The organism is Halobacillus sp. GSS1 (genome assembly GCF_017307035.1).
Lineage (GTDB): Bacteria > Bacillota > Bacilli > Bacillales > Halobacillaceae > Halobacillus > Halobacillus litoralis.
This window is the reverse complement of record NZ_JAFLHE010000005.1, coordinates 87,916-109,264: the sequence shown is the minus strand read 5'-3', so window position 1 is coordinate 109,264 and position 21,349 is coordinate 87,916. Positions and strand designations below refer to the sequence as shown.

19 protein-coding genes and 1 riboswitch are annotated in these 21,349 nt (G+C 44.2%); of the genes, 8 read left to right on the top strand and 11 right to left on the bottom strand.

What is annotated here, in order from left to right; translation table 11 throughout:
• The first annotated feature begins 54 nt into the window (after positions 1–54).
• Positions 55–1,023, top strand: coding sequence for a M20/M25/M40 family metallo-hydrolase (locus J0K78_RS12225; protein ID WP_206947338.1), 969 nt, complete (start codon positions 55–57; stop codon positions 1,021–1,023).
• 62 nt (positions 1,024–1,085) lie between these two features.
• Here the strand turns inward: J0K78_RS12225 and J0K78_RS12220 are convergent, their stop codons facing one another.
• Positions 1,086–1,562 (bottom strand): DUF6843 domain-containing protein, encoded by a 477-nt coding sequence (locus tag J0K78_RS12220; RefSeq protein WP_206947337.1) that lies wholly within the window; start codon positions 1,560–1,562, stop codon positions 1,086–1,088.
• Positions 1,563–1,881: 319 nt separating this feature from the next.
• On the opposite strand from J0K78_RS12220, the gene J0K78_RS12215 reads away from it, so the two are divergent.
• The gene (locus tag J0K78_RS12215; protein WP_206947336.1) at positions 1,882–2,334 is read left to right on the top strand and encodes a serine integrase family protein; all 453 of its coding nucleotides are present in this window, start codon (positions 1,882–1,884) and stop codon (positions 2,332–2,334) included.
• Between the two features lie 79 nt (positions 2,335–2,413).
• Here J0K78_RS12215 and J0K78_RS12210 read toward each other — a convergent pair whose 3' ends face one another.
• Complete coding sequence (locus tag J0K78_RS12210; protein WP_206947335.1) at positions 2,414–3,829, bottom strand: alanine/glycine:cation symporter family protein; 1,416 nt, start codon at positions 3,827–3,829, stop codon at positions 2,414–2,416.
• Between the two features lie 204 nt (positions 3,830–4,033).
• Here J0K78_RS12210 and J0K78_RS12205 point away from each other — a divergent pair, with 204 nt between their 5' ends.
• Positions 4,034–4,327, top strand: a complete 294-nt coding sequence (locus tag J0K78_RS12205) for a YrhK family protein (protein ID WP_206947334.1) — start codon at positions 4,034–4,036, stop codon at positions 4,325–4,327.
• A 130-nt stretch (positions 4,328–4,457) separates the two neighbouring features.
• On the opposite strand, the gene J0K78_RS12200 is transcribed toward J0K78_RS12205, so the two are convergent.
• The 4 genes from J0K78_RS12200 to J0K78_RS12185 all read right to left on the bottom strand — a co-directional run bounded on the left by J0K78_RS12200 (position 4,458) and on the right by J0K78_RS12185 (position 9,131).
• Positions 4,458–5,321: a 5'-methylthioadenosine/S-adenosylhomocysteine nucleosidase gene (locus J0K78_RS12200; RefSeq protein ID WP_206947333.1), complete on the bottom strand. Its 864-nt coding sequence runs from the start codon at positions 5,319–5,321 to the stop codon at positions 4,458–4,460.
• 151 nt (positions 5,322–5,472) lie between these two features.
• A riboswitch (purine riboswitch) is annotated at positions 5,473–5,576 on the bottom strand.
• Positions 5,577–5,840: 264 nt separating this feature from the next.
• On the bottom strand, positions 5,841–7,466 hold the full coding sequence (locus tag J0K78_RS12195; protein WP_206947332.1) for an L-lactate permease: 1,626 nt from the start codon (positions 7,464–7,466) through the stop codon (positions 5,841–5,843).
• Positions 7,467–7,490: 24 nt separating this feature from the next.
• Entirely contained in the window at positions 7,491–8,456 is a 966-nt protein-coding gene (locus J0K78_RS12190; protein ID WP_206947331.1) for an L-lactate dehydrogenase, read from the bottom strand.
• A gap of 297 nt (positions 8,457–8,753) precedes the next feature.
• Positions 8,754–9,131: a PilZ domain-containing protein gene (locus J0K78_RS12185; protein WP_206947330.1), complete on the bottom strand. Its 378-nt coding sequence runs from the start codon at positions 9,129–9,131 to the stop codon at positions 8,754–8,756.
• A 223-nt stretch (positions 9,132–9,354) separates the two neighbouring features.
• On the opposite strand from J0K78_RS12185, the gene J0K78_RS12180 reads away from it, so the two are divergent.
• Positions 9,355–10,407, top strand: a complete 1,053-nt coding sequence (locus J0K78_RS12180; RefSeq protein ID WP_206947329.1) for a lactonase family protein — start codon at positions 9,355–9,357, stop codon at positions 10,405–10,407.
• A 241-nt stretch (positions 10,408–10,648) separates the two neighbouring features.
• On the opposite strand, the gene J0K78_RS12175 is transcribed toward J0K78_RS12180, so the two are convergent.
• From J0K78_RS12175 to J0K78_RS12155, 5 genes are all read right to left on the bottom strand, one after another.
• Complete coding sequence (locus J0K78_RS12175; protein WP_206947328.1) at positions 10,649–12,175, bottom strand: AbgT family transporter; 1,527 nt, start codon at positions 12,173–12,175, stop codon at positions 10,649–10,651.
• Positions 12,176–12,240: 65 nt separating this feature from the next.
• Complete coding sequence (locus J0K78_RS12170) at positions 12,241–13,548, bottom strand: hypothetical protein (RefSeq protein WP_206947327.1); 1,308 nt, start codon at positions 13,546–13,548, stop codon at positions 12,241–12,243.
• Positions 13,545–14,792 (bottom strand): M20 family metallo-hydrolase, encoded by a 1,248-nt coding sequence (locus J0K78_RS12165; protein ID WP_206947326.1) that lies wholly within the window; start codon positions 14,790–14,792, stop codon positions 13,545–13,547. The genes J0K78_RS12170 and J0K78_RS12165 overlap by 4 nt, the downstream gene beginning before the upstream one ends.
• Entirely contained in the window at positions 14,789–16,096 is a 1,308-nt protein-coding gene (locus J0K78_RS12160; protein WP_206947325.1) for an amidohydrolase, read from the bottom strand. The genes J0K78_RS12165 and J0K78_RS12160 overlap by 4 nt, the downstream gene beginning before the upstream one ends.
• Positions 16,096–17,295, bottom strand: coding sequence for a M20 metallopeptidase family protein (locus J0K78_RS12155; protein ID WP_206947324.1), 1,200 nt, complete (start codon positions 17,293–17,295; stop codon positions 16,096–16,098). Before J0K78_RS12155 ends, J0K78_RS12160 begins: the two co-directional genes overlap by 1 nt.
• A gap of 431 nt (positions 17,296–17,726) precedes the next feature.
• On the opposite strand from J0K78_RS12155, the gene J0K78_RS12150 reads away from it, so the two are divergent.
• The 4 genes from J0K78_RS12150 to glpK all read left to right on the top strand — a co-directional run bounded on the left by J0K78_RS12150 (position 17,727) and on the right by glpK (position 21,253).
• Entirely contained in the window at positions 17,727–18,341 is a 615-nt protein-coding gene (locus J0K78_RS12150) for a hypothetical protein (protein ID WP_206947323.1), read from the top strand.
• Between the two features lie 122 nt (positions 18,342–18,463).
• Complete coding sequence (locus J0K78_RS12145; RefSeq protein WP_206947322.1) at positions 18,464–18,628, top strand: hypothetical protein; 165 nt, start codon at positions 18,464–18,466, stop codon at positions 18,626–18,628.
• 276 nt (positions 18,629–18,904) lie between these two features.
• The gene (locus tag J0K78_RS12140) at positions 18,905–19,735 is read left to right on the top strand and encodes an MIP/aquaporin family protein (RefSeq protein WP_206947321.1); all 831 of its coding nucleotides are present in this window, start codon (positions 18,905–18,907) and stop codon (positions 19,733–19,735) included.
• Between the two features lie 24 nt (positions 19,736–19,759).
• Complete coding sequence (gene glpK, locus J0K78_RS12135) at positions 19,760–21,253, top strand: glycerol kinase GlpK (protein ID WP_206947320.1); 1,494 nt, start codon at positions 19,760–19,762, stop codon at positions 21,251–21,253.
• Positions 21,254–21,349: the final 96 nt, after the last annotated feature.

Sequence of the window (21,349 nt, the reverse complement as noted above, 5' to 3'; positions counted from 1 at the left end):
GATCATCTATTAATATATGACAAAATAAACCAATTTGGTTAAAGGAGTTTTGCAATGAAAAAGAAAATTTCACTTCTCTTGATGACGTTCGTCTTTGGGTTGCTTCCATTCGTAGGGAGTGTATCGGCCGATCCAGTTACCTACCATCCTTCACTCGTACATAAGGACGGGGCCATGGCTTATGAACATATGCAGTACCTGGCTGATGAAATTGGTCCAAGAGTAGCGGGGACAGACAATGAAAGAGAAGCGGCTCGCTATATTCAGGGGCAATTTGAACGGATGGGTTTAGAGACCGATGTTCAGGAGTTTAACTATTCTGGTACGAAGGATTCGTCTAATGTGGTGGCTTACAAAGAAGGAAAATCCACAAAACAGATCATTGTCGGTGCTCACTATGATTCCGTCTCATCTGGAGTTGGAGTGGATGATAATGCGTCAGGTGTAGGCGTCCTGTTAGAAACAGCAGAAGTGTTAAAGAACATAAAAACACCGTATTCCATCGTATATATAGCTTTTGGTGCGGAAGAAGTGGGATTACAAGGGTCTAAGTATTATGCCGATCAGATGACGGAGAAAGAGATCAAAAATACGATTGGAATGATTAACTTAGACAGTCTGGCTGCAGGTGATCAAATGTATGTGTATGGCAATGCTGGAGAAGATGGATTCATCCGTGATCAGGCTTTGGATATAGCAGATAAGAAAAAATTAGATGTGGAAACCAACCCGGGTTTGAATCCTTATTACCCAGCGGGTACGACAGGGGATTGGAGCGACCACGCCCCGTTTAAGGCGAAGGGTATTCCTTATGGTTACCTGGAAGCGACCAATTGGGAGATTGGAGATTTAGACGGTTATCAGCAGACTGTAAAACACGGGGAAATATGGCATACAGAGAAAGATACGCTGGCTTTTATTGAAGAGGAATTCCCAGGTCGCATTCAGGAGCATTTGTCTACGTTCAGTACGTTGTTGACAGATTTATTGAAGTTTATGAACAAAACGAGCACGTCAAAGTAACCTGAGTACACAATATAAAGAAGCAGAGGTAATTGCCTTTGCTTCTTCATATTGGTTACGTTCTACTGTGCAATCTTTGGGCACTTTGTGAATGGACTTCGATCCGCATTAAAATATTGGGTAGCATGATGATATTCAGTGCCATCGGCATCTACAAATGTACCGTTAGAACCTGGCCCGATGTCTTCCCGTGGGATTTCCTCGGTGATCTTTCCGTCTTCATCCACATAATAGGCAGAAATTTGGAAGGGTCCTGCGTGGTCTTCGTTGACCCATCCGTAATCCTGAGGTGAGGATGTCTCAATTACTCGATCTCTAGGAACTTCATAAACGAATTCGTTGTTTTCGTTAATTGTGAGAGGGTCCGCACCCTCAACATTATAGCGGATAACCGCGCATCCACTAAAACCTTCAGGCACTAACCACTTCTCATCTACCCCTACCTGTTGTCCTTCTCCCGCACCCTCATTTAAGAAGAATATGGATGACAAACCTAGTGAAGCTATAACTAAAAGGGTACCTAATATGTATTTTTTCATATACACACCTCTTCTGCTGGTCTTTTAGCAGTTTAACATTCATTAGGAGTTTATTGTTAAAGCACAAGGAAATGATTAAAGCATCTATTATGTTTGCTTTGTAATGTATTTATACAGAGGGGAAGGACCATATTCTAACGAGATAAAATATACGGGTTGATAAGAGGGGGATCTCAGAAAGACATAGGTTCCAATGAACCCCGTTTGAAGTGAATACGCTACAGGTTAATGAGGCCATACTAGCATATGAATCCAGATTATTGGATGCGTATGCTTTTTTGTGTTCTATTAAATATGCTTATTTGGGATGTGGAGAATAATGAAAAGTGTTTTCTGCTATTACAGGAAGTCTATGAATTTTGGAAACTCATGGGCTCCAGTCCAGCGCATTATCCACCAGGATAAAATGTTGTTCGATTACTGTTCATCCAACAACTTGCATGTCCTCAAAAGGTTCAGTGATTTAGGGTACTTAGGTTCTCCCTTTCAACGACCTGAATTGCTGCAGATCAGAAAAATAATAGAAAAACCAAAGAATAGGGCGGACTTACTTCTGTTTTACAGCATTGCTGGGCTAAGGACAGAGATGAAATCGAACGCGGATCTGCTTTTAGAAGTGGTGGATGTTTTAGGGAAGGTACATTTTTATAGGGAAGAGTTGACCCTGGACTCAAAAAAGATGGAATTATATATGAAAGGGGCCGGGGGCAGTGATCTTTCTATTTATAGAGAAGCACTCACTCCTCCGTTGAATAAGAAAGAAGAAGCATGATGACAGTGATCCATAGTTTAGTCTATCTCGTCCAAATAAAAGAACAACCTGCCCGGAGACAGGTTGTTTTAGCAAGATATTAGCTCGCTTTCGAACGCGTGTAAGAATGCTGATGAATATAATCATTAAAGTAACTGTTCGTTTCATTCACGATCACTTTATAAAGAAGCAATAAAGCGATTAAGTTCGGAATCATCATCAAAGCATTCGCCATATTCGCAAACGCCCATACAAGGTCAAGCTGCATGACGGCACCCATAAAGGTTGCAGTGATGTATATGAAACGATAGGGGACGATGTAGCGCAAGCCTAATAGATATTCGAAACATTTCTCTCCGTACATGTACCAGCCGACAATCGTTGAAAAGCCGAAGAAGATGACGGAAAAGGCGACGATGTATTCGCCTACGGTTCCTAACGCATGTCCGAATGCTGCACTTGTCAGCGCACCACCGTCAAGGCCAGTCGCATGTTGAACACCTGAGATCGCTCCACCGGATGGATCCCAGAACCCAGTCATGATCAGGACAAGTCCGGTCATAGTACAAACGACGATCGTCACGATGAATGTACCTGTCATGGCAACGAGCGCTTGTTTTACTGGGTGATCGGTTTTGGCGTTACCGGCAATCAATGCGGCTGTACCTAAACCAGCTTCGTTTGAGAAAATCCCTCGTGATACACCACTTCTGACGGCTTCCATGACGACAACACCAGCGAATCCACCAGCCGCGGAAACCGGGCTGAATGCGTATTGGAAGATCATTTCAAAAGCAGGGACGATCGCTTCGTAATTGGCGATGATGATGAATAGAGCACCACCAATATACAGAAAAGCCATGATCGGAACAAAAAATCCGGCCACTGTACTGATCCTCTGGATGCCGCCGAAAATAATCACCCCCGTCAAGATCGCGAGCACAGCTCCGGTAAACCAGCCATTAATGTGGAAGCTTTCCGTCATAACATCTGAGATGGTATTGGACTGCACACTGTTTCCGATTCCTAAAGCAGCGAAGGCACCGAATAACGCGAATGCGACCGCAAGCCATTTCCACTTCTTGCCGATCCCGCGTTCTACATAGTACATCGGGCCACCGGAATATTCTCCGTTTTCATTTTTTACTCGATATTTCATCGCAAGAAGGGCTTCAGAGTATTTGGTCGCCATTCCTAACAAGCCGACAATCCACATCCAGAAAATCGCCCCGGGTCCACCAAGAGTTAAGGCAGTAGCGACACCTGCGATATTTCCGTTTCCGATTGTCGCTGATAGCGCTGTCATTAAAGTTTTGAAATTACTGATATCCCCTTGGGAATCCTGGGAGGTTTCGGTTTTATCTTCTTTTGTAAATGCGAGTTTAAAGGCATAAAACAGCTTACTGAACTGCAGCCCTTTTAACATTATGGTTAAAAACAACCCTGTCCCGAATAACAGGACCAAACTGGGTGTTCCCCATAGAACATCATTAATCTGGTTCAATATCTCTAGCATGATTACCCTCCTAATCCTGTTGTAACCGTCTATGTAGGGCGGTCTTTTATAATGTCCATGTTCTACCCTATCACGTTTTCATCTATAAACGTTCGTTGAAACAACAAAATATAAGCGCTTACATTTGTGTGTAATGAACAAATGCAGGGTTTCCCGTTATAAAACATGTAGGGAGAGGGAAGGGTTTTAGTAGGAGGTGTGTGGATGTCGAACCAAAAGTCAGATAAACAGAAATACATCGATCTTCATGTAGGGAAACATGATGTCTTTTTTAAGAAAACATACGATATTCTTTATACCATCAATGACGTACTGCTTGGACTATGGTTTTTGATCGGTAGTATCTTTTTTTATTTCGAACCTTTAAAAAACTGGGGTGTGACACTTTTTGTCCTCGGAAGTATTCAAATGCTCATCCGTCCGACAATCCGGCTTGTTCATTACTTTCATATGAGGAAGGAATATGGAAAGCAGTATGAGAAAACCCGTGGTTCATGATCATCCATGTGAAATATAGACAGCCCTTTGCGTAATGGCTTAACCCGGGAAGTTGAAAAACTACAGAAAAGCGAAGCATCCACTTAAATCGTGGATGCTCCGCTTGTTTTAATACTATATTTTGTTCGTACTATTTAGAAATATACTCTTTCACAACTTCATATACATAGTCCTGGTTCGCTTCAGCTGTGTCCGGATTATACTCTCCGCCATTCGTTTTATTATTGGATAGTGTACGAATGCCGAGGTAAGGGACATCGTAGGCTTTGGCGATTTGTGCACCGGCAGCGCCTTCCATCTCCTCGACAGAAGTTCCGAAGTTCTCATGGAACCACTGGATGCGGTCGACTTCATTGTTCCAGACGTCTGCAGAACCAATCGTACCTTCGACGACTTTTCCTTCTTCATGCGTATCTTTGACGGCTTTGGCAGCTTTCAGCAGTTCTTTGTCTCCTTCAAAATAACGGATGTTTTCAGCATCAGGGTCTTCTCCGGCACTTCCTTCTGAAGCCATTAGATCCATAGGGATCCATTCTTTCGGAGCGATGCCTTCTCCATCTTCCAGATGTCCTGTTTTCATGGAACCGATGTTGACCGTTCTTTCTCCGAGTACGATATCAAACACGTGCAAGTCAGGATCGTGACCACCGGATGTTCCCTGGTTGATGATGGCAGCAGGATCGAATTTTTCTATAGCGATCGCCGTAGCGGCAGCTGTATTTTCCATACCTTTTCCTGTTTTCATGACAATCACAGGATAACCATCGACTTTCCCTTTATAAAAGACGAAGTTCCCGGAAGTCTCTTCTTCTACATCCTCAAGCTTTGCTGCGAAGTTTTCGGCTTCAATGGGCATTGGGCCCTGGATGAGAATGGGCTGCTGGTCGTTTTCTTCAGCAGATGCTTCTCCCTCTGTGGAACTTTGGCACCCTGCCAGAAAAGAAAAGGTTAGAGTGATGAATAGTAAGATTGCGAGGTTGCGAATGTTTTTCATGAGTAGCTCTCCCTTGATGTAGTACTCAATCACAAGTTGTACATCGTTGATTCCAAATAAAAAAGCCTGGAAAGTAACGGTCTACCTTCCAGACTACAAAAAGTTAAAGCAAGGGTGAATAACATTACTAAAAATACTGCATTTAGGTGCAGATGGACTTGCTTCAACTCGTAGTCCAGTTCTTTCAATGGGAACCAGGTAGAAACGCTCAGACCTTATTACTGAGAATATACGAGTACGGTATGTAATTGGTTGTGGTGTAACTATAACAAAGACGCTTTAAATATACAAGTAAAAAACGAACATTAATTAAGAGTATACATTTAAATGTTCGATTTAAATAGTGTTTAGTAATTATTATATATGTTTGGTAATGATTTACATGTTAATAAACGGACATTAGGAGTTTTGTGGAAGGGGGTTTAAGAGTGCTGGACCCACTGGCATTTTTTGTCCTGACCTCCCATAACGATAGGAGGTCAGGTTTGTTAAATAAAGTGAACACTTCACGGCCGTACCTTATATTCCAAACAAAGATAATACGAAGGTAGTGAGGCAGACGCAGACCAATAACCACAAACTGTATTTCAATGTCATTTTAAATAGAGCAGATTCTTGGCCGGTCTGTTTAACAGCCGCTGTCGCAATCGCGATGGACTGTGGAGAAATCAGTTTGGCCATGACGCCGCCGGCGGTGTTCGCAGCAAGCAGGAGCGCTGGGTTCGCCATAATCTGGTTCGCTGTCACTACTTGCAAATGTCCGAACAAAGCATTGTTACTGACGACAGATCCTGTAATGAACACGCCCAGCCAGCCGAGGACCGGGCTGACAAGAGGAAATAAATCTCCGGTTTTTGCTAATGCGAGTCCAATAGAAGAGCTTAAGCCGGCAAAGTTAGATAGATTGGCAAATCCCATGACGAAGCAAATCGTCAGGATAGGAATCCATAGTTCCTGGATGGTCGTTCTTAGAGAATCCATTCCTTCCGGCAGTGTGATTGCGGAACTGAACCATCCGGTAAGCAGAACAGCAACCAATATCGCCGTTCCTGTTGCAGATAGTAAATTTAATTGGAAGATGGCATCTAAGGGAACGATTTCAGGTGAAATCGGCGGTGCCTTCTGGATTTCCTCATGTAAGAAAGGAACGGGAATCAAGAGTGTTGTTTTTGCCAGTAACCCGCCTTCACTGAATAAGGCTTTAAAGGCAGGAAGGCTCCAAACTGTAATGACAGCCGTTAAAATATAAAAAGGAGACCAGGCTTTAATGATTTCTTTGATCCTGTAAGTTTCCGCCTGCTGGACAGCTGGAGCATTCTCTTCTCTGTGAATGTTTTTCGGCTGCCATTTCCGTAAGAACAAGGCTAGTCCAGCCATACTTGCAAGGGCGGCAAGAATGTTGGCAAGCTCAGGGCCCAGGAACAGGATGGTAAAGATCTGCACTCCTGTGTAAATTCCGCTCACGACGAAAAGGGCAGGCAATGTTTCTTTGATACCTTTTCTTCCATTAAGAAGGAACACGAGTAAAAAAGGAATGATGAAAGAAATCAAAGGTAAAAGGTAAGCAAGAGTGCGGGACAATTCCATGGTTTCGAGGTTCCCCATCTGTGCACCAACAATGACAGGAATACCAATGGCTCCAAATGCTCCTGAAGCTGCGTTTGCAATCAAACATAACGCCGCGGCTTTCAAAGGTCGGAAACCTAACTCGACAAGGAGAGCGGCACTGATGGCAATAGGGACACCGAACCCGGCTGCACCTTCCAAAAAGGCGTTAAAGCTGAATCCGATGAGCAAAAGCTGCAGGCGCTGATCCTGAGAGATGTTGGCTATACTTGAACGGATGACCGTGAATTTTCCAGTGCGCACCGCGATTTTGTATAACCAAACGGCCATGATGACGATGTAACCGATTGGCCACAGCCCGTTGGCGATTCCATGAAAAGAAGCAGCAATCGCATTTCCCATCGGCATGTCAAAGAATAGTACAGAAGACAAGACGCTGAGGATAAGGGTGAGAAGGGCAGCGAGAATGCCCTTCATCCGGAAACGCGTCAAGGCTAAAAAGAAGAAAATAATCGGCAGCGCAGCGACCAAAGCGCTCAGCCATACGTTTGAAAATGGATCATATTGTTGTAACCACATCCGTTATCACTCTTTCTGTACAGTCTAGTAGGTAGGTTTCACTTCGAAATGATCGGCCAGGATATTCTGGAGTACATCTGCGCTGTATTCCAGCTGCGTTTGCTCTTTTTCACTTAAATTCAGCTCCACGATATTACGGATGCCCTGGCGATTGATGATGGCTGGTACACCGATATAAACATCTTGAAGATTGTACTCACCATTCAAGTAAGCACTCACGGTCATCACACTGTTTTCATTACGAAGGATGGCTTTCGTAATCCGTGTCAGACCCATAGCTATGCCATAATAAGTGGCGCCCTTTTTCTCAATGATCTGATAAGCAGCATCTCGTACATTTGTGAAAATGTCCTCAAGGTCACCCATAGTATAAGGTTCATGGCGGCGGACCAGTTCAAGTACCGGTACTCCACCAATCGTCGCTTGACTCCATACAGGGAGTTCTGTGTCTCCATGTTCTCCTATGATATTGGCGTGAACGTTTGTTGGGTTGACATCAAAATATTCACCTAACAAATAACGGAACCGTCCGGAATCAAGGATTGTTCCACTTCCAATCACACGTTCTTTCGGAAGTCCACTGAATTTCCATGTAGCATAAGTAAGAATGTCCACGGGGTTCGTTGCAACGAGGAAAATGCCATTGAATCCACTCGCCATCACTTGATCCACAATCGTTTTAAAAATAGATAAGTTCTTTTTCACCAGGTCTAAACGAGTTTCGCCGGGCTTTTGGTTGGCGCCTGCACATAGACAAACAATATCTGCATCTTTACAATCTTCATAATTTCCGTACCAGGTTTTTGTTGGGTTTGGAGCAAATACTTTTCCGTGATTCAGGTCCATGGCATCTCCCATGGCTTTGTTTTCATCCAAATCGATAATGACGAATTCCTGCGTCACAGATTGGTTCAACATTGCAAAAGCATAGCTGCTTCCCACAGCTCCAGCTCCGATTAAGGCGACACGGTTTACACGGTTTGTAGTCATTTGAATTCCTCCAAATAATCGAATTATGTTTGTGAATCATTTCACATACTTATTGTGCAATATTTCACCGGAAGATACAATAGTTTTTTGTGAAGTTTTTCACAAAAGAATAATATACATAAGAAGTAAGCGATTTCTTGTTCAAAAGTTGTACACAATTAATCAGTGAGATAAAACTGAGGGGGTTATGTGTTTGCTCTAATAAAAAAAGCGAAGGGGAACGGTTGTCCGTTCGCCCTTCGCTTTTTTTCGTCCTAGTTATGATTCGGTCTTTTGAAGGTTTCTCATGATTGTTGTTTATATTTCATTCCCATGATCATGGTTGTTGGCGTAGGATTTGAGTGCTTCCACCAGCGCTTTACTTTCTGCTTCATCCAAGTCCATATAAATCCCATAATTAAACTGGGCAATTTTTTTCTTCCAAACAATGGTCCCAGGTAGGAGGAAATGCTGGCTATTCAGGTAGAAACTGATGGACAATTTGACCTCGTGTCCATCCTGGTGAGGAAGATCCAGGTTTGTGCTCAACTTCATTCCCTGGGGGCTGATATCTATGATGTGGGCTTCACCTTTTGATGTATGCACCTCTTTTTTTCCTATTCTATGAATACGGAAGAAAGCCTCGAGCGGTTTTTTGAACTCATAGCGGAAGTAATCTTTCCTTTTATATCTCATGTTCCTAACCTCCCCGGTTGTTCAGTTGAACCTTTGTATGTTCATCATACGTTCCCGTTACTGGAATGACAAGATATGGATGTATCATTAAAGGGATGAGAATCCGGGTATATAAAAGAGGGAGATGACAGTGATTTTGAAGCGAAGCCGTTTATGAGATAATGAAAGGAAGCGGCGGTCTGTTAGGATCGTCCACTACAACCGATGTAAAGGAGTTTTCTTAATGACAAAGTTTGTTGGATATGTAGGAACCTATACAAAAAAGGATAGTAAAGGTGTCTATCAATTTACGCTGGATACGGATAACAAAGAATTGCAAGATGTGAAATTAGCGGCTGAGCTGGGCAACCCGACATACGTAACCGTGAGTGACGACCATAAGAAGCTATATGCGGTGACCAAAGAAGGAGAAAATGGCGGCGTAACGGCTTTTTCCATTCAAGAGGGAACGGGAGAGTTAACGAAATTAAACACGCAAACGGCTGCAGGATCTCCTCCATGTCATGTCAGTGTCGATCACGAGAACAACACGGTGGTAACAGCGAATTATCATACAACGAATATTGTCTCTTACTTAACAAAGGAAGATGGATCTCTGAATCCAGCAGCTGCTATAGTTGAACACGCGGGTACAGGCCCACATGAACGACAGGAGAAACCACACATGCATTATGCAGGTTTTACGCCTGATGAAAAATATGTGATCGCGATTGACCTTGGAAGTGACCGCGTCATCACATACGCCGCTAATCAAGGGGATTTAACTCAAGTCCAAGTATTCAACACAGCTCCTGGAAGTGGACCTAGACATATCACGTTCCACCCGAATCAAAAATACGCTTATGTGATGACCGAGCTGAGTTCAGAAGTCCTTGTGCTTCACTATGACGAGAAAGATGGTAGCTTTACAGAACACCAAGCGATTAAAACGATTCCGGATGGTTTTAACGAAACCAATGACGGAAGTGCCATCCATATTTCTTCAGATGGACAATTTGTGTATGCAGGAAATCGCGGACATAACTCCATTGCTTCCTATAAAGTAGATCAAGACACGGGTCAGTTAACGTTTGTAGAATGGACTTCTACGGAAGGAAATTGGCCGCGTGATTTTGTGCTGGATCCTACTGAGGAATTCTTAATTGCGACGAACCAGAAGTCAAACACGATGACCTTGTTTGAAAGAGACAAAGAGACAGGAAAGCTGTCACTCGTTCAAGCGGATGTTCATGTTCCGGAACCTGTTTGTGTGAAGGTTATGAATAGCCAAAGCTAAACTTTGATAATAGGAATTTTGGGGGAATGAGAATCAAATAGCTCTGGTCTCCTGTCCCACTACATGAAATCTCTCAATTAAGAACATAAAAGAACAGGATAGATATCGATGCTATCCTGTTCTTTTTTTAGTAGATGCCGAGGCTTATATTAAAAGTGTTAGACCAACCTTAGGTATATCTTTCTTTGCTATACAAAAAAGGGCTCCTTAACGGGAGCCCTTTTCATGTTAACAAGGTGATTTAATTGATATACATACCTACCCCAGGACCAAACGGGATTCCTAAGAGGGCAAAGGCTAGCAATAGAACGATCCAGACACTCAAGAAGATCACTGCGTATGGCAGCATGAGTGCAATTAAGGTACCAAGGCCAGCTTTCTTATCGTATTCTTTCATAAACGCAAGGACGATGATGATGTAAGGGTTCATCGGTGTAATGATGTTCGTCGATGAATCGGCAATACGATAAGCCGCTTGAATGAACGCTGGGTGATAGTCTAATAGATAGAACATCTTCAGGAAAATTGGTGCTTCAAGGGCCCACTGGGCAGAACCACTGAAGATGAACATGTTCATAAGCGCCGTCAAGAAGACAAAGCCGATGACAACAGGAAGGCCTGTCATGTTGATGGAACCTAGGAAGTTTGCTCCGCTCACGGCAATCCAAGTGCCGATGTTTGTCCAGTCAAAGTATGCGATGAATTGAGCGGCAGCGAAAATCAAAACAATAAATCCGGACATTTCTTTCATTGCTTCTCCCATGTAGCCGGAGATATCACGTGTGGAAGTGATTTTCTTAACCGTAACCCCATAGGCGACACCAATGGTAATGAAGAATAATAGGATAATTGGGACAATTCCGCTTAAAAATGGAGATGGAATGATTCCGCCTTCTTCGTTTCTTAAAGCTGAACCAGGAATGGCAATCGCAAAAATCAAGAGTGCGATAAATCCAAGAGCCGCCAGCACGGCATTTCTGAATCCACGCTTTTCAAGTTTCGTGCTTTCCTCTAGTTCCGTTCCGCCTTCTCCTTCATATTTTCCTAGACGGGGTTCGACGATTTTTTCTGTGATCAACGCCCCCGTAACGGATAGAACAACGACAGAGGCAATCATGAAGTACCAGTTATCGACAGGTGTGACGACGATGTTTGAGTCCAGGCTTTCCATGACTTCTGTTGAAATACCGGAAAGTAACGCATCGGTTCCTGCAATGATGATGTTTGCTGTGAAACCAGATCCTACTCCGGCAAATCCGGCAGCAAGTCCGGCTAGCGGGTGACGACCAAGCGTATAGAATACCATCGCCGCAAGTGGAGGGACGATAACGAACGCAGCGTCTGAAGCTAAGTTACCTAGAATACCAACGAAAATAACGGCATAAGTGATCAATGATTTCGGTGCTTTCAAAATCGTACTCTTAATCGCTGTCTCCAATAGACCGACTTTATTGGCTAGACCAATACCAAGCATCATAGCCAATACGAGGCCGAGCGGCTTGAATCCAGTGAAGTTTTCGAGCATCGAAGTAAGAATGTACTGTAAACCTTCTCCTGAAACTAAACTTTTAATGGCGATTTCTTCTCCAGTGCCAGGCTGGGTAGTCGTGACTCCAAAAAGGGAAATGATCCACGAACCTATGATGGTAAAGACAGATAGGTAAACAAACAACATGAATGGATCGGGCAGTTTATTCCCCACTTTCTCTACGCCGTTTAACAACCTGGAGAAACCTTTTGCTTTCTTCGTTGAGCTTTTTTCGCTCATACTCATCATCCTTTCTATATTTAGGAAATATTCCTTTATTGTTCCGTAAAAGGGAGAAGGAAGAATTATTCCTCCTTCACGAAGCGATAAACCTTTCTCGGTCTCCCGCGTTCGCCTGATTGTCGTTCACCTGCTTGCTCCACAATATGGACGCGTTCTAATTCTGTCAGGATCCTTCGTCCATTTCGCTCGGTACTTTTCAACCATCGGGACAAGTCTTGAGATGAGAAGTGATCCCTGTGATACTGCTTGGAATAAGCCAGTAGTTTGGAAATGACCCCTGGGCTTAAATTCGCTTCTTTCATCTTGTTTTGCAGGCTATGACCGATTTCGGTCGTATGATAACTTAAGGTCTTCTGCTGCTGTTTCAATGAGATGGATTGATCTTCATCCACAATGAGGAGCAGCGGTTCTTTTTCTTCTTTGATGTGACGGAACCCGATTCTGACGTGATTTTCAGCTTGAGATACGGTTTCACCAAAACCGATGGACACTCGGGCGGTTAAGTTGGTTTGTAGACGGATGTCTTCAATGAGAGTAAAAAGATCAGCTTCTGATTCTTCACTTAATTCGCCCCGTGTCGTAAAGATGAAAAACAGTCCATCTCCGAGCTGCATGACAGATCCGTTCGTTTTTTCTGCAAAGGATAATAATTGACGGCGGACATCGAGTTCTTGATACTTCGTTTTGAACGAGTAGTAGTTTTCTTCTGAGTGGGAGGCGTTCATCTCGACACGACAGCCGATGATGGCCACTTGTGAATTGCGGAAATGTTTGGATTGGGCGCGCTCCTCTAAGAATTGAATGAGCATTTTAATCGATAAATAAGAGGGGGTCACCCGGAAAACAGGGATGTTCTTTTCTTTCAACTCTTTATATACGGCCTTAATGGAAGTGATGACGACTTCTGTTTTCCCTTGTTCATACAACTGGCTGTGAAAAGCGGTCAGTTCATCGGTGTGACGTACCTTCTCGAATGGGAAGTTTTCATATTCCAGGGCATCCAGTTGATAATAGGACAAAATCTTATCAAACTCTTCATTGGCAATCGTGTCGATGCTGACTTTCCGGTAGACGTGATTGGTCGTCAGTTGAGCTTCCAATAAGATTCCGAAAAAGCTGGAACCGTGAAGAGGAGGATAAGCACTCTCCTCTTCCGTAATCAAGCCGTTTTCTATCGCATAGGTGTGGTTGAGGACTCCCGAGAAGAACCATTGATCCACTTCGTGTCTGTGTTCTTTCAGGATATCCGTGACGTCCGATAGCTTTTCGTAGGTAAAAGGGTAGAATGTGATCTGTTTAAATTCCTCGGCGACATACATGATTTGCTCGACGGAATCCTTTGGACCAATGACTCCTATCTTCGTTTTCATTGGTCATCACCCGCTATGGATTCCAGATAGGCTGACAGCACATTCGTCCCTTTATTTAAGTCCTCGATGGACGCGTATTCTTTAGGGTGATGGCTGATCCCCTCCCGGCAAGGGATGAAAATGAGTCCGGATGGCCAGCGTTTAGCCATATTCATGACATCATGACCGGCACCGCTGTCCATGGCATGAGCACGGTAACCGACGTTCTCCGTAATCTCCTGAAGCTTCTCTTGAATGGAAGAATCGAGATGGACAGAATCATTATCCACGAGCGTATGGACATGAACCGTTACATCCTTGGATGTCTGGATCGTTTCACAATAGCTGCGGATTTGGTCGGCAAGACTTCTTTTCAGCTCATCATCTACGCTTCGGATGTCAATTCCTAATTGGACTTCTCCTGGTATGACATTCATGACGTTCGGTGAAAGTTTCACCGTACTTGTCGTTGCGACAATCGGTGTCTGCTGTTCCTCATTAAGTTTACGGGCTTGTTCTTCCACATAGGTGATGATGGGTGCTGCAGCGACAAAGGCATCAGCACGGTTGTTCATCGGTGTCGTTCCTGTGTGGTTGGCCATCCCTTGAACGGTGACTTGCAATCGTACAGGACAAGCGACTCCACGAACGATACCAATTTCCGCTCCGTTGTCTTCAATTTGAGTTCCTTGTTCAATGTGCAATTCAAGGAAACTTTCTAAATCGGCCGGAGATTTCTCGGCTTGATCTATGGCAACCCACGACAACCCGTAAGCTTCTACCGCTTCTTTCACCGTCATGCCGTCAGCATCCACCACACGGCCGAGTTCATCTTTTTCAATCATGCCGGCCGTCGCCTTGCTTCCTACGGTGGAAACGCCGAAACGCGCCGACTCCTCGGAGGCGAAACAGACAACATCGATGTTTTTCTTTGGCCGGAAGCCTTTGTCTTTTAAAAGTTTGACAGCAGCCAAGCCTGTCAGTACACCGGCAGCTCCATCATATCCACCGCCACTACTGACTGTATCCAGGTGGGAGCCGGTAGCAATCGTCGGTGCATCCTCATTGTCTGCTTTCCATCGAGCCCATAAATTTCCGGCCTCGTCCTGACTCACATCAAGGTTCAGTTCACTGGCTACTTTTCTAAAAGCTTCGTGTGCCTGTTTTTCTTCATTGGTATAGCTGAGTCTGGTGAATCCGTTCTCTTCATCCATGTATTCAGTAACATTAAGTTGTAATAGTTTTTCTTCTAACCACTGCTTCATTGAACATTTCCTCCTCTTAAGACGTGCGCATAGGCGGCGAGTGCGACAGGTAATACTTTTTCTTCAAAATTAAAGGTTGGGGAATGGTGATTGGATGGCAATGATGTACCAAACAGCATGTACGTTGCTATTCCTCCATTTTCCTGAACCGCATTCATCATGAAACTGGCATCCTCGGAACCCGAGACATAAGCAACAGGATCAATTCGATTGATTAAGGAACTTTCTTGACACTGGTCTTCAATGAATGGGATCAAGCTCTCATCACAGCGCATACGTTCCGTTTCCCCGACGTATTCGATATCGACGCTTACATCAAACATGGAAGCGGTAGAATGAATGATCCGCTTTGCCTCCTTCTGCATGAATTGATGGATGACCTCTGATTCACCTCTTGTTTCAATCTCCATATACCCACGGTCGGATATGATGTTCCTGCCGTTTCCGGCGACCAGCTTTCCTACATTTACTCGGCTTACTCCTTCACTGTGACGGGGGATGGCATGCAGCTGGGTGGCGGCTGTTGCAGCTGCCAGTAATGCGTTCCGTCCATCCTCAGGTTTCATACCCGCATGGGAAGATTGACCGTGGAAGGTCACGTTCCATTTAGATGAAGCAAGAAAGCCTTGCGTTGTTGCAGCGATGGTTCCAACAGGGAGGGAGTTGATCCCGATATGGCCGGAGTAGAATTGGTCGACCTCGTCCAACCATCCTTGGTCCACCATCGCTTTTGCCCCTCGGCCGCCTTCTTCTGCCGGCTGAAACAGGAGGGTAAACCTTCCGACAAAGTGCTCTTGAAATTGAGCAATAAAACGGGCGAGCCCGAGCCCTATCGTTGTATGTCCATCGTGCCCACAAGCATGCATGACGCCATTCTGCTTAGAACGAAATTTATGTTTATTAGGAATGTGAGTTTGATCAGATGCTTCCAAGATTGGGAGGGCATCGATGTCAAAACGAAAGGCGAGGTGAGGGCCATCTTTTCCAGTGTCCCACTGAGCGACCACTCCGGTGTGTCCTCCTGCCATCCGGTCGATCCACTCCGGTGGTACACCATTTTCAAGGGCTTGCTTCTCAGCTTTTTGTATATCATGATATTCAGGAACACCATATCTTGAATCGCTTTTGACCGCTTCTTTTCCCATGTGGGTGATGAACCCGAGTTTTTCTAATTCCTTGCCGACTTTGTACGAGGTTTCGTATTCAAGGAACCCGAGTTCAGGCTGTTGATGAAGCTCGCGTCGCCATGAAGTTAATTGTGGCTCAAGTTCTTGAATGAAAGAATCAATTGCGTCAATCACCATTATCCCTCCTTATTGGATAGAGACTGCAACGTGTCTAAAGCAACTTCCGCTAAGAAGCGGCTTCCCATAGGCAGGGCTCTTTCATCTAATTGGAACCCAGGATCATGAAGCGGCTTTTGTTCAGATGCCTGCTCAATTTGTGTTCCAAGCCAGAGGAAAGCGCCTGGGTATTCAAGTAAGAAACGAGAGAAATCCTCTCCCGCAAGTGCAGGCTCAACTTCAGGGGTCGCATTTTCTCCGAAAAGCCTTTGAGCGGTTTTTCGGGCTTGTTGAGCGTAAGCTGGTGTATTAATAGTAGCTGGATAGCCGTCAAGGTATTCAATATCAACCTCCGCGTCAAACGCATCAGCCGTTTGGTTCAGAATCGTATGGAAACGATCTTTGATTTTTTGTTTCACTTCAGGTTTGTAAGTCCGGATGGTTCCTTCAATGGTCACCTCTTTAGGAATGACGTTGTAGCGATGGCCGCCTTCAATCCTTCCGATGGTCACGACTGCGGAATCTAAGGGATTGATGTTACGACTGACAATGGTTTGCAGGCTTGAAATCATCTGATTCGCAACAATGATTGCGTCGTTTCCTTCGTGAGGCATGCTGGCATGACCGCCTCTTCCCGTCACTTTTACAGTGAAGCGATCCGATGCGCCCATCATTTCATTGTCGCGAATTCCCAATTTACCAACGGGTAATCCCGGCCACACATGTTGTCCGTAAATCACGTCCGGTTGGTACTCAGCAAACACCCCATCATCCATCATCGGACCAGAGCCTCCGACTGGCGAAGCTTCTTCCGCTGGTTGGAAAACGAGAAGTACCGTTCCTTTGATCTGATCTTCGACTTGCTTGAGGGCATACCCAGCTCCAAGGAGCATCGCCGTGTGAGCATCGTGACCGCACGCATGCATCTTTCCATCTACTTCCGAAACAAAATCATGGTCGTTTGTTTCCTGAATCGGAAGGGCATCCATATCAGCTCTTAATGCAACCGTCTTTCCGGGCTTCCCTCCCTTGATGATTCCGAGCACACCTGTGTTAGCGAAGCCGTTTTTATAAGGAATCCCGTATTCCGTGAGTTTCTCTTTGACAAGTCCAGAAGTGTTCCCTTCTTCTCCACTCAATTCTGGATATTTATGCAATTGTCTTCGTATTTGATAGATGTCATTTTCGATTTCATTGATGTATGATTGTAAGGTTTCCAAAAAGGACACCCCTTCATTGTTATTTTGGACATTGTCCTTAAATGTTCCGTTATTTATGTACTATAACAAAACTTTCATGAAAATGCATCATAACTTGATGAATTTTCTGAAATTTATTCTCGAATTTTGCCGAAGTTGTACAGTTAAAAAGTAGGGGAATTGGTAGAGTTATTGTTCAAAGACTGGTTAATATGGCGGGGATATGTTGTATTTATCGGCTGGTAAGGGTTTCTACGAAGCCTGGCTGTAAACGATCACGTAGGTTATCAAAGCGGTTTTGCGACGTGGGGAGTTGAAGTGGTGTCCTCCATAGAGACTACCTTCCATGTTCCGTTAACTTGAATGTTTGAATAATGATTAAAATGGGTAATAAGGATACATTTCAAAAAGCTTCTTAGTGTTCATTTAAAAAATGAAAGATAGGTGAAAAGATGAAATTGCGCCAAGTCTTATTTTTAGCTGGATGGATGGGGTTTATATTATATGCCTTCTTCCTCGCCCCGGACGGTAACCATGGATACTTGGGTCAGCTGTTAACGATGGATGAACCAGATCCTCTCTTATTGATGGTGTTCAGCTTTCTTGGCATCTATCCCCTCGTTTTTGTTGCTCTTCTTATCGGAGAAGATCGCAGCCGTCTACCGTTATGGCCATTTCTATTGGGGATGTTCATGCTGGGAGCCTTTGCGCTAATGCCCTATTTTTTCTTATCAAACGCAAGGAATGTGAAAAAAGGAAGGATTCCGGACTGGTTAGTGAAGGTATTCCATACTCGTTTTTTCATTTTTGTTCTTATATTCGTTACTGCAGCTTTATTATGGTACGGAACCGTTTATGGGGATTTTATCTCCTATCGTCAGGCCTTCCAAACATCTAATTTTGTCCATGTAATGACCATTGATTTTATCGTATTAACCGGATTGTCTATTTTCGTCATCTACTGGAAAGAACATAGAAGGGGAAGAGCTAACCAGCGACACTGGACCGGGGTCATTCCTATATTTGGAGCGCTTTTCTATTTGTTGCGGCTGAAAGAGGAATCGTAAGTTTGATAATTTCTTAGGAGATTAATGTTTGAGTTATTAGAAGACTGGGTAATTATATCCTATGAAATTATAAACCGTCATTTTTCTACAATTTTCCATAAAATCCTCAAAGGAGAATGAAAATGAGAGAAGATATGTTGAGAGTGTTGGATCAAAGAGATTTACTGGTTAAAGAAAACCAGAGACTTCAGGAAGAATTGGAAGTAGAGCGGAACAAGGTCCAGCAGTTGAAGAAGGAACAAGAGCAACAAGAAAGCAAACGTGCTCTTTCATCAATGGGTGCCTAATCGAATCAAAAACAGAGCGCAACTGTTAAGTCAGTTGCGTTTTATTTGCTTGTAGAGTTTATCGTAAAAAGCTTTTAATCTTTCACTTCGCCGCAGCCCTTTCTAAAATATTATTGACACCGCTTACATAGTGTCATATAATTAGCAACAACAAGTTAAGTATGTGACGGAGATTTGGAGACTCACACTTTTGCCGGACGTTTATTGTCCAGGCTCTTTGTGTGGGTCTCCTTTTGCGTATATACTCCCAAAATTTAACAAATAGGAGTGTGGAGGATGTCAGAGTTTGTAGCTGAACTGATTGGTACCATGATTTTAATTATTTTTGGTGGTGGTGTAGTTGGTGGTGTTGTTCTAAAGAATTCGAAAGCAGAAGGAGCCGGCTGGGTGGTCATTACCATTGCCTGGGGACTTGCCGTTACAATGGCGGTCTACGCTGTCGGTGGATTCTCAGGCGCGCACATTAACCCTGCCGTTACATTAGGTTTGGCGTCCATCGGCGATTTTCCTTGGGCGAAGGTCCCTCTTTATATTACAGCTCAGATGATTGGTGCTCTTATCGGGGCGGGCATTGTCTTTCTTAACTATCTGCCTCACTGGCGTGCTACGGAAGATCAAGGAGCAAAGCTGGCGGTCTTTTCTACAGATCCAGCGATTCGCAGTCCTTTTTCCAATTTAATCAGTGAAATGATAGGGACATTTGTTCTTCTTATGGGGCTATTGTTTATTGGTGCTAATGAATTTACGGAAGGTTTGAATCCACTTATTGTAGGTGCACTCATTGTAGCCATCGGGATGTCCATCGGGGGAACGACCGGTTATGCCATTAACCCTGCACGTGACTTAGGGCCGAGAATTGCCCATGCCCTGCTTCCGATCCCAGGAAAAGGTGGTTCAGATTGGAGTTACGCCTGGATCCCAGTCGTGGGACCGATTTTAGGTGGAATCTATGGAGCTCTTTTTTACCGAGCAATCTTTATGCAGGAATTGTCCGTTGCTTTTTGGATCTTGTCCGTGATTGTCGCATTCATCCTGATTGGTGCTGCGAGTTCTGAATTGAAAAAAGGGCAAACCTACAGCGACAAAATAGAAAATGAAGTGAGCTAATTAAAAATTAAGGAGATGATTGATATGGAAAACCAATACATTCTTTCAATTGACCAGGGCACAACGAGTTCCCGAGCGATTCTTTTTAACAAAGCAGGAAAAATTGTAGAGACAGCTCAAAAAGAATTTGAACAGTTCTTTCCAAAACCAGGCTGGGTAGAGCACGATGCGAATGAAATTTGGACTTCTGTACTGGCCTGTATTGCAGAGGTATTAAGAAAATCCGATGTAAGTCCACAGCAAATCGCGGGAATCGGAATTACCAACCAGAGGGAAACCGCTGTCGTATGGGATAAGAATACTGGAAAGCCAATTCACAAAGCGATTGTGTGGCAGTCCCGTCAGACCGAAGAGATTTGTAAAGAGCTGCGTGCGGCTGGTCACAATGATCTTTTCCGTGGGAAAACCGGTTTGCTTTTAGATCCGTACTTCTCTGGCACAAAAGTAAAATGGATGTTAGACAATGTTGAAGGCGCAAGAGAAAAGGCGGAGAATGGGGAGCTATTATTCGGAACGATTGATACATGGCTAGTGTACAAACTTTCTGGAGGAAAAGCTCATATCACGGATTACTCCAACGCTTCCCGTACATTGATGTACAACATCTATGACTTGAAATGGGATGAGGAACTCCTTGATATTTTAGGTGTCCCAGCGTCCATGCTTCCAGAGGTGAAACCATCATCGGAAATTTATGCTCATACCGTTGATTATCACTTCTTCGGTCAGGAAGTTCCTATTGCAGGAATCGCAGGTGACCAACAGGCAGCACTGTTCGGCCAAGCCTGTTTTGAAAAAGGGATGGCGAAAAATACGTATGGTACGGGCTGCTTCATGTTGATGAACACAGGAGAAGAAGGCGTAGCTTCAGACCACGGTCTTTTGACAACGCTTGCCTGGGGCCTTGATGGAAAAGTCGAATATGCCCTTGAAGGAAGCATCTTTGTCGCTGGATCAGCGATTCAATGGCTGAGAGATGGGTTGAAGATGATAGAGGATGCTCCGGAAACAGAAGCCCTTGCCACCTCCGTAGATTCTTCGGACGGGGTATATTTAGTTCCCGCCTTCGTTGGGCTTGGAACACCATATTGGGATAGTGATGCAAGGGGAGCGATGTTCGGCCTGACACGTGGCACAACGAAAGAACATTTCGTCCGCGCAACATTAGAATCCCTCGCGTACCAAACAAAAGATGTGTTGGATGCAATGATCGCCGATTCAGGCATCGATTTGAAAGCGCTTAGAGTTGATGGCGGCGCAGTGAAGAACAATTTCCTGATGCAGTTCCAAAGTGATATTCTCGGCGTACCGGTAGAGCGTCCAGTCGTTCAGGAAACGACCGCCCTCGGCTCAGCCTTTTTAGCAGGGCTTGCGGTTGGCTATTGGAAAGATAAAGAAGAAATTAAACAGCAATCAGAAAATGACCGAACGTTTACGAATGAGATGAGTGAAGAAGAGCAGCAAAAGCTATACAAAGGCTGGCAGAAGGCTGTAGAAGCGACAAGACAGTTTAAATAATAAGAAAGAGCGCCCTTTAACGAGGGTGCTCTTTTTTTGGAGAGTATTCCTTAATAATGGGTGCAAATATATGTCCGAGCATTTGATGAACCACTC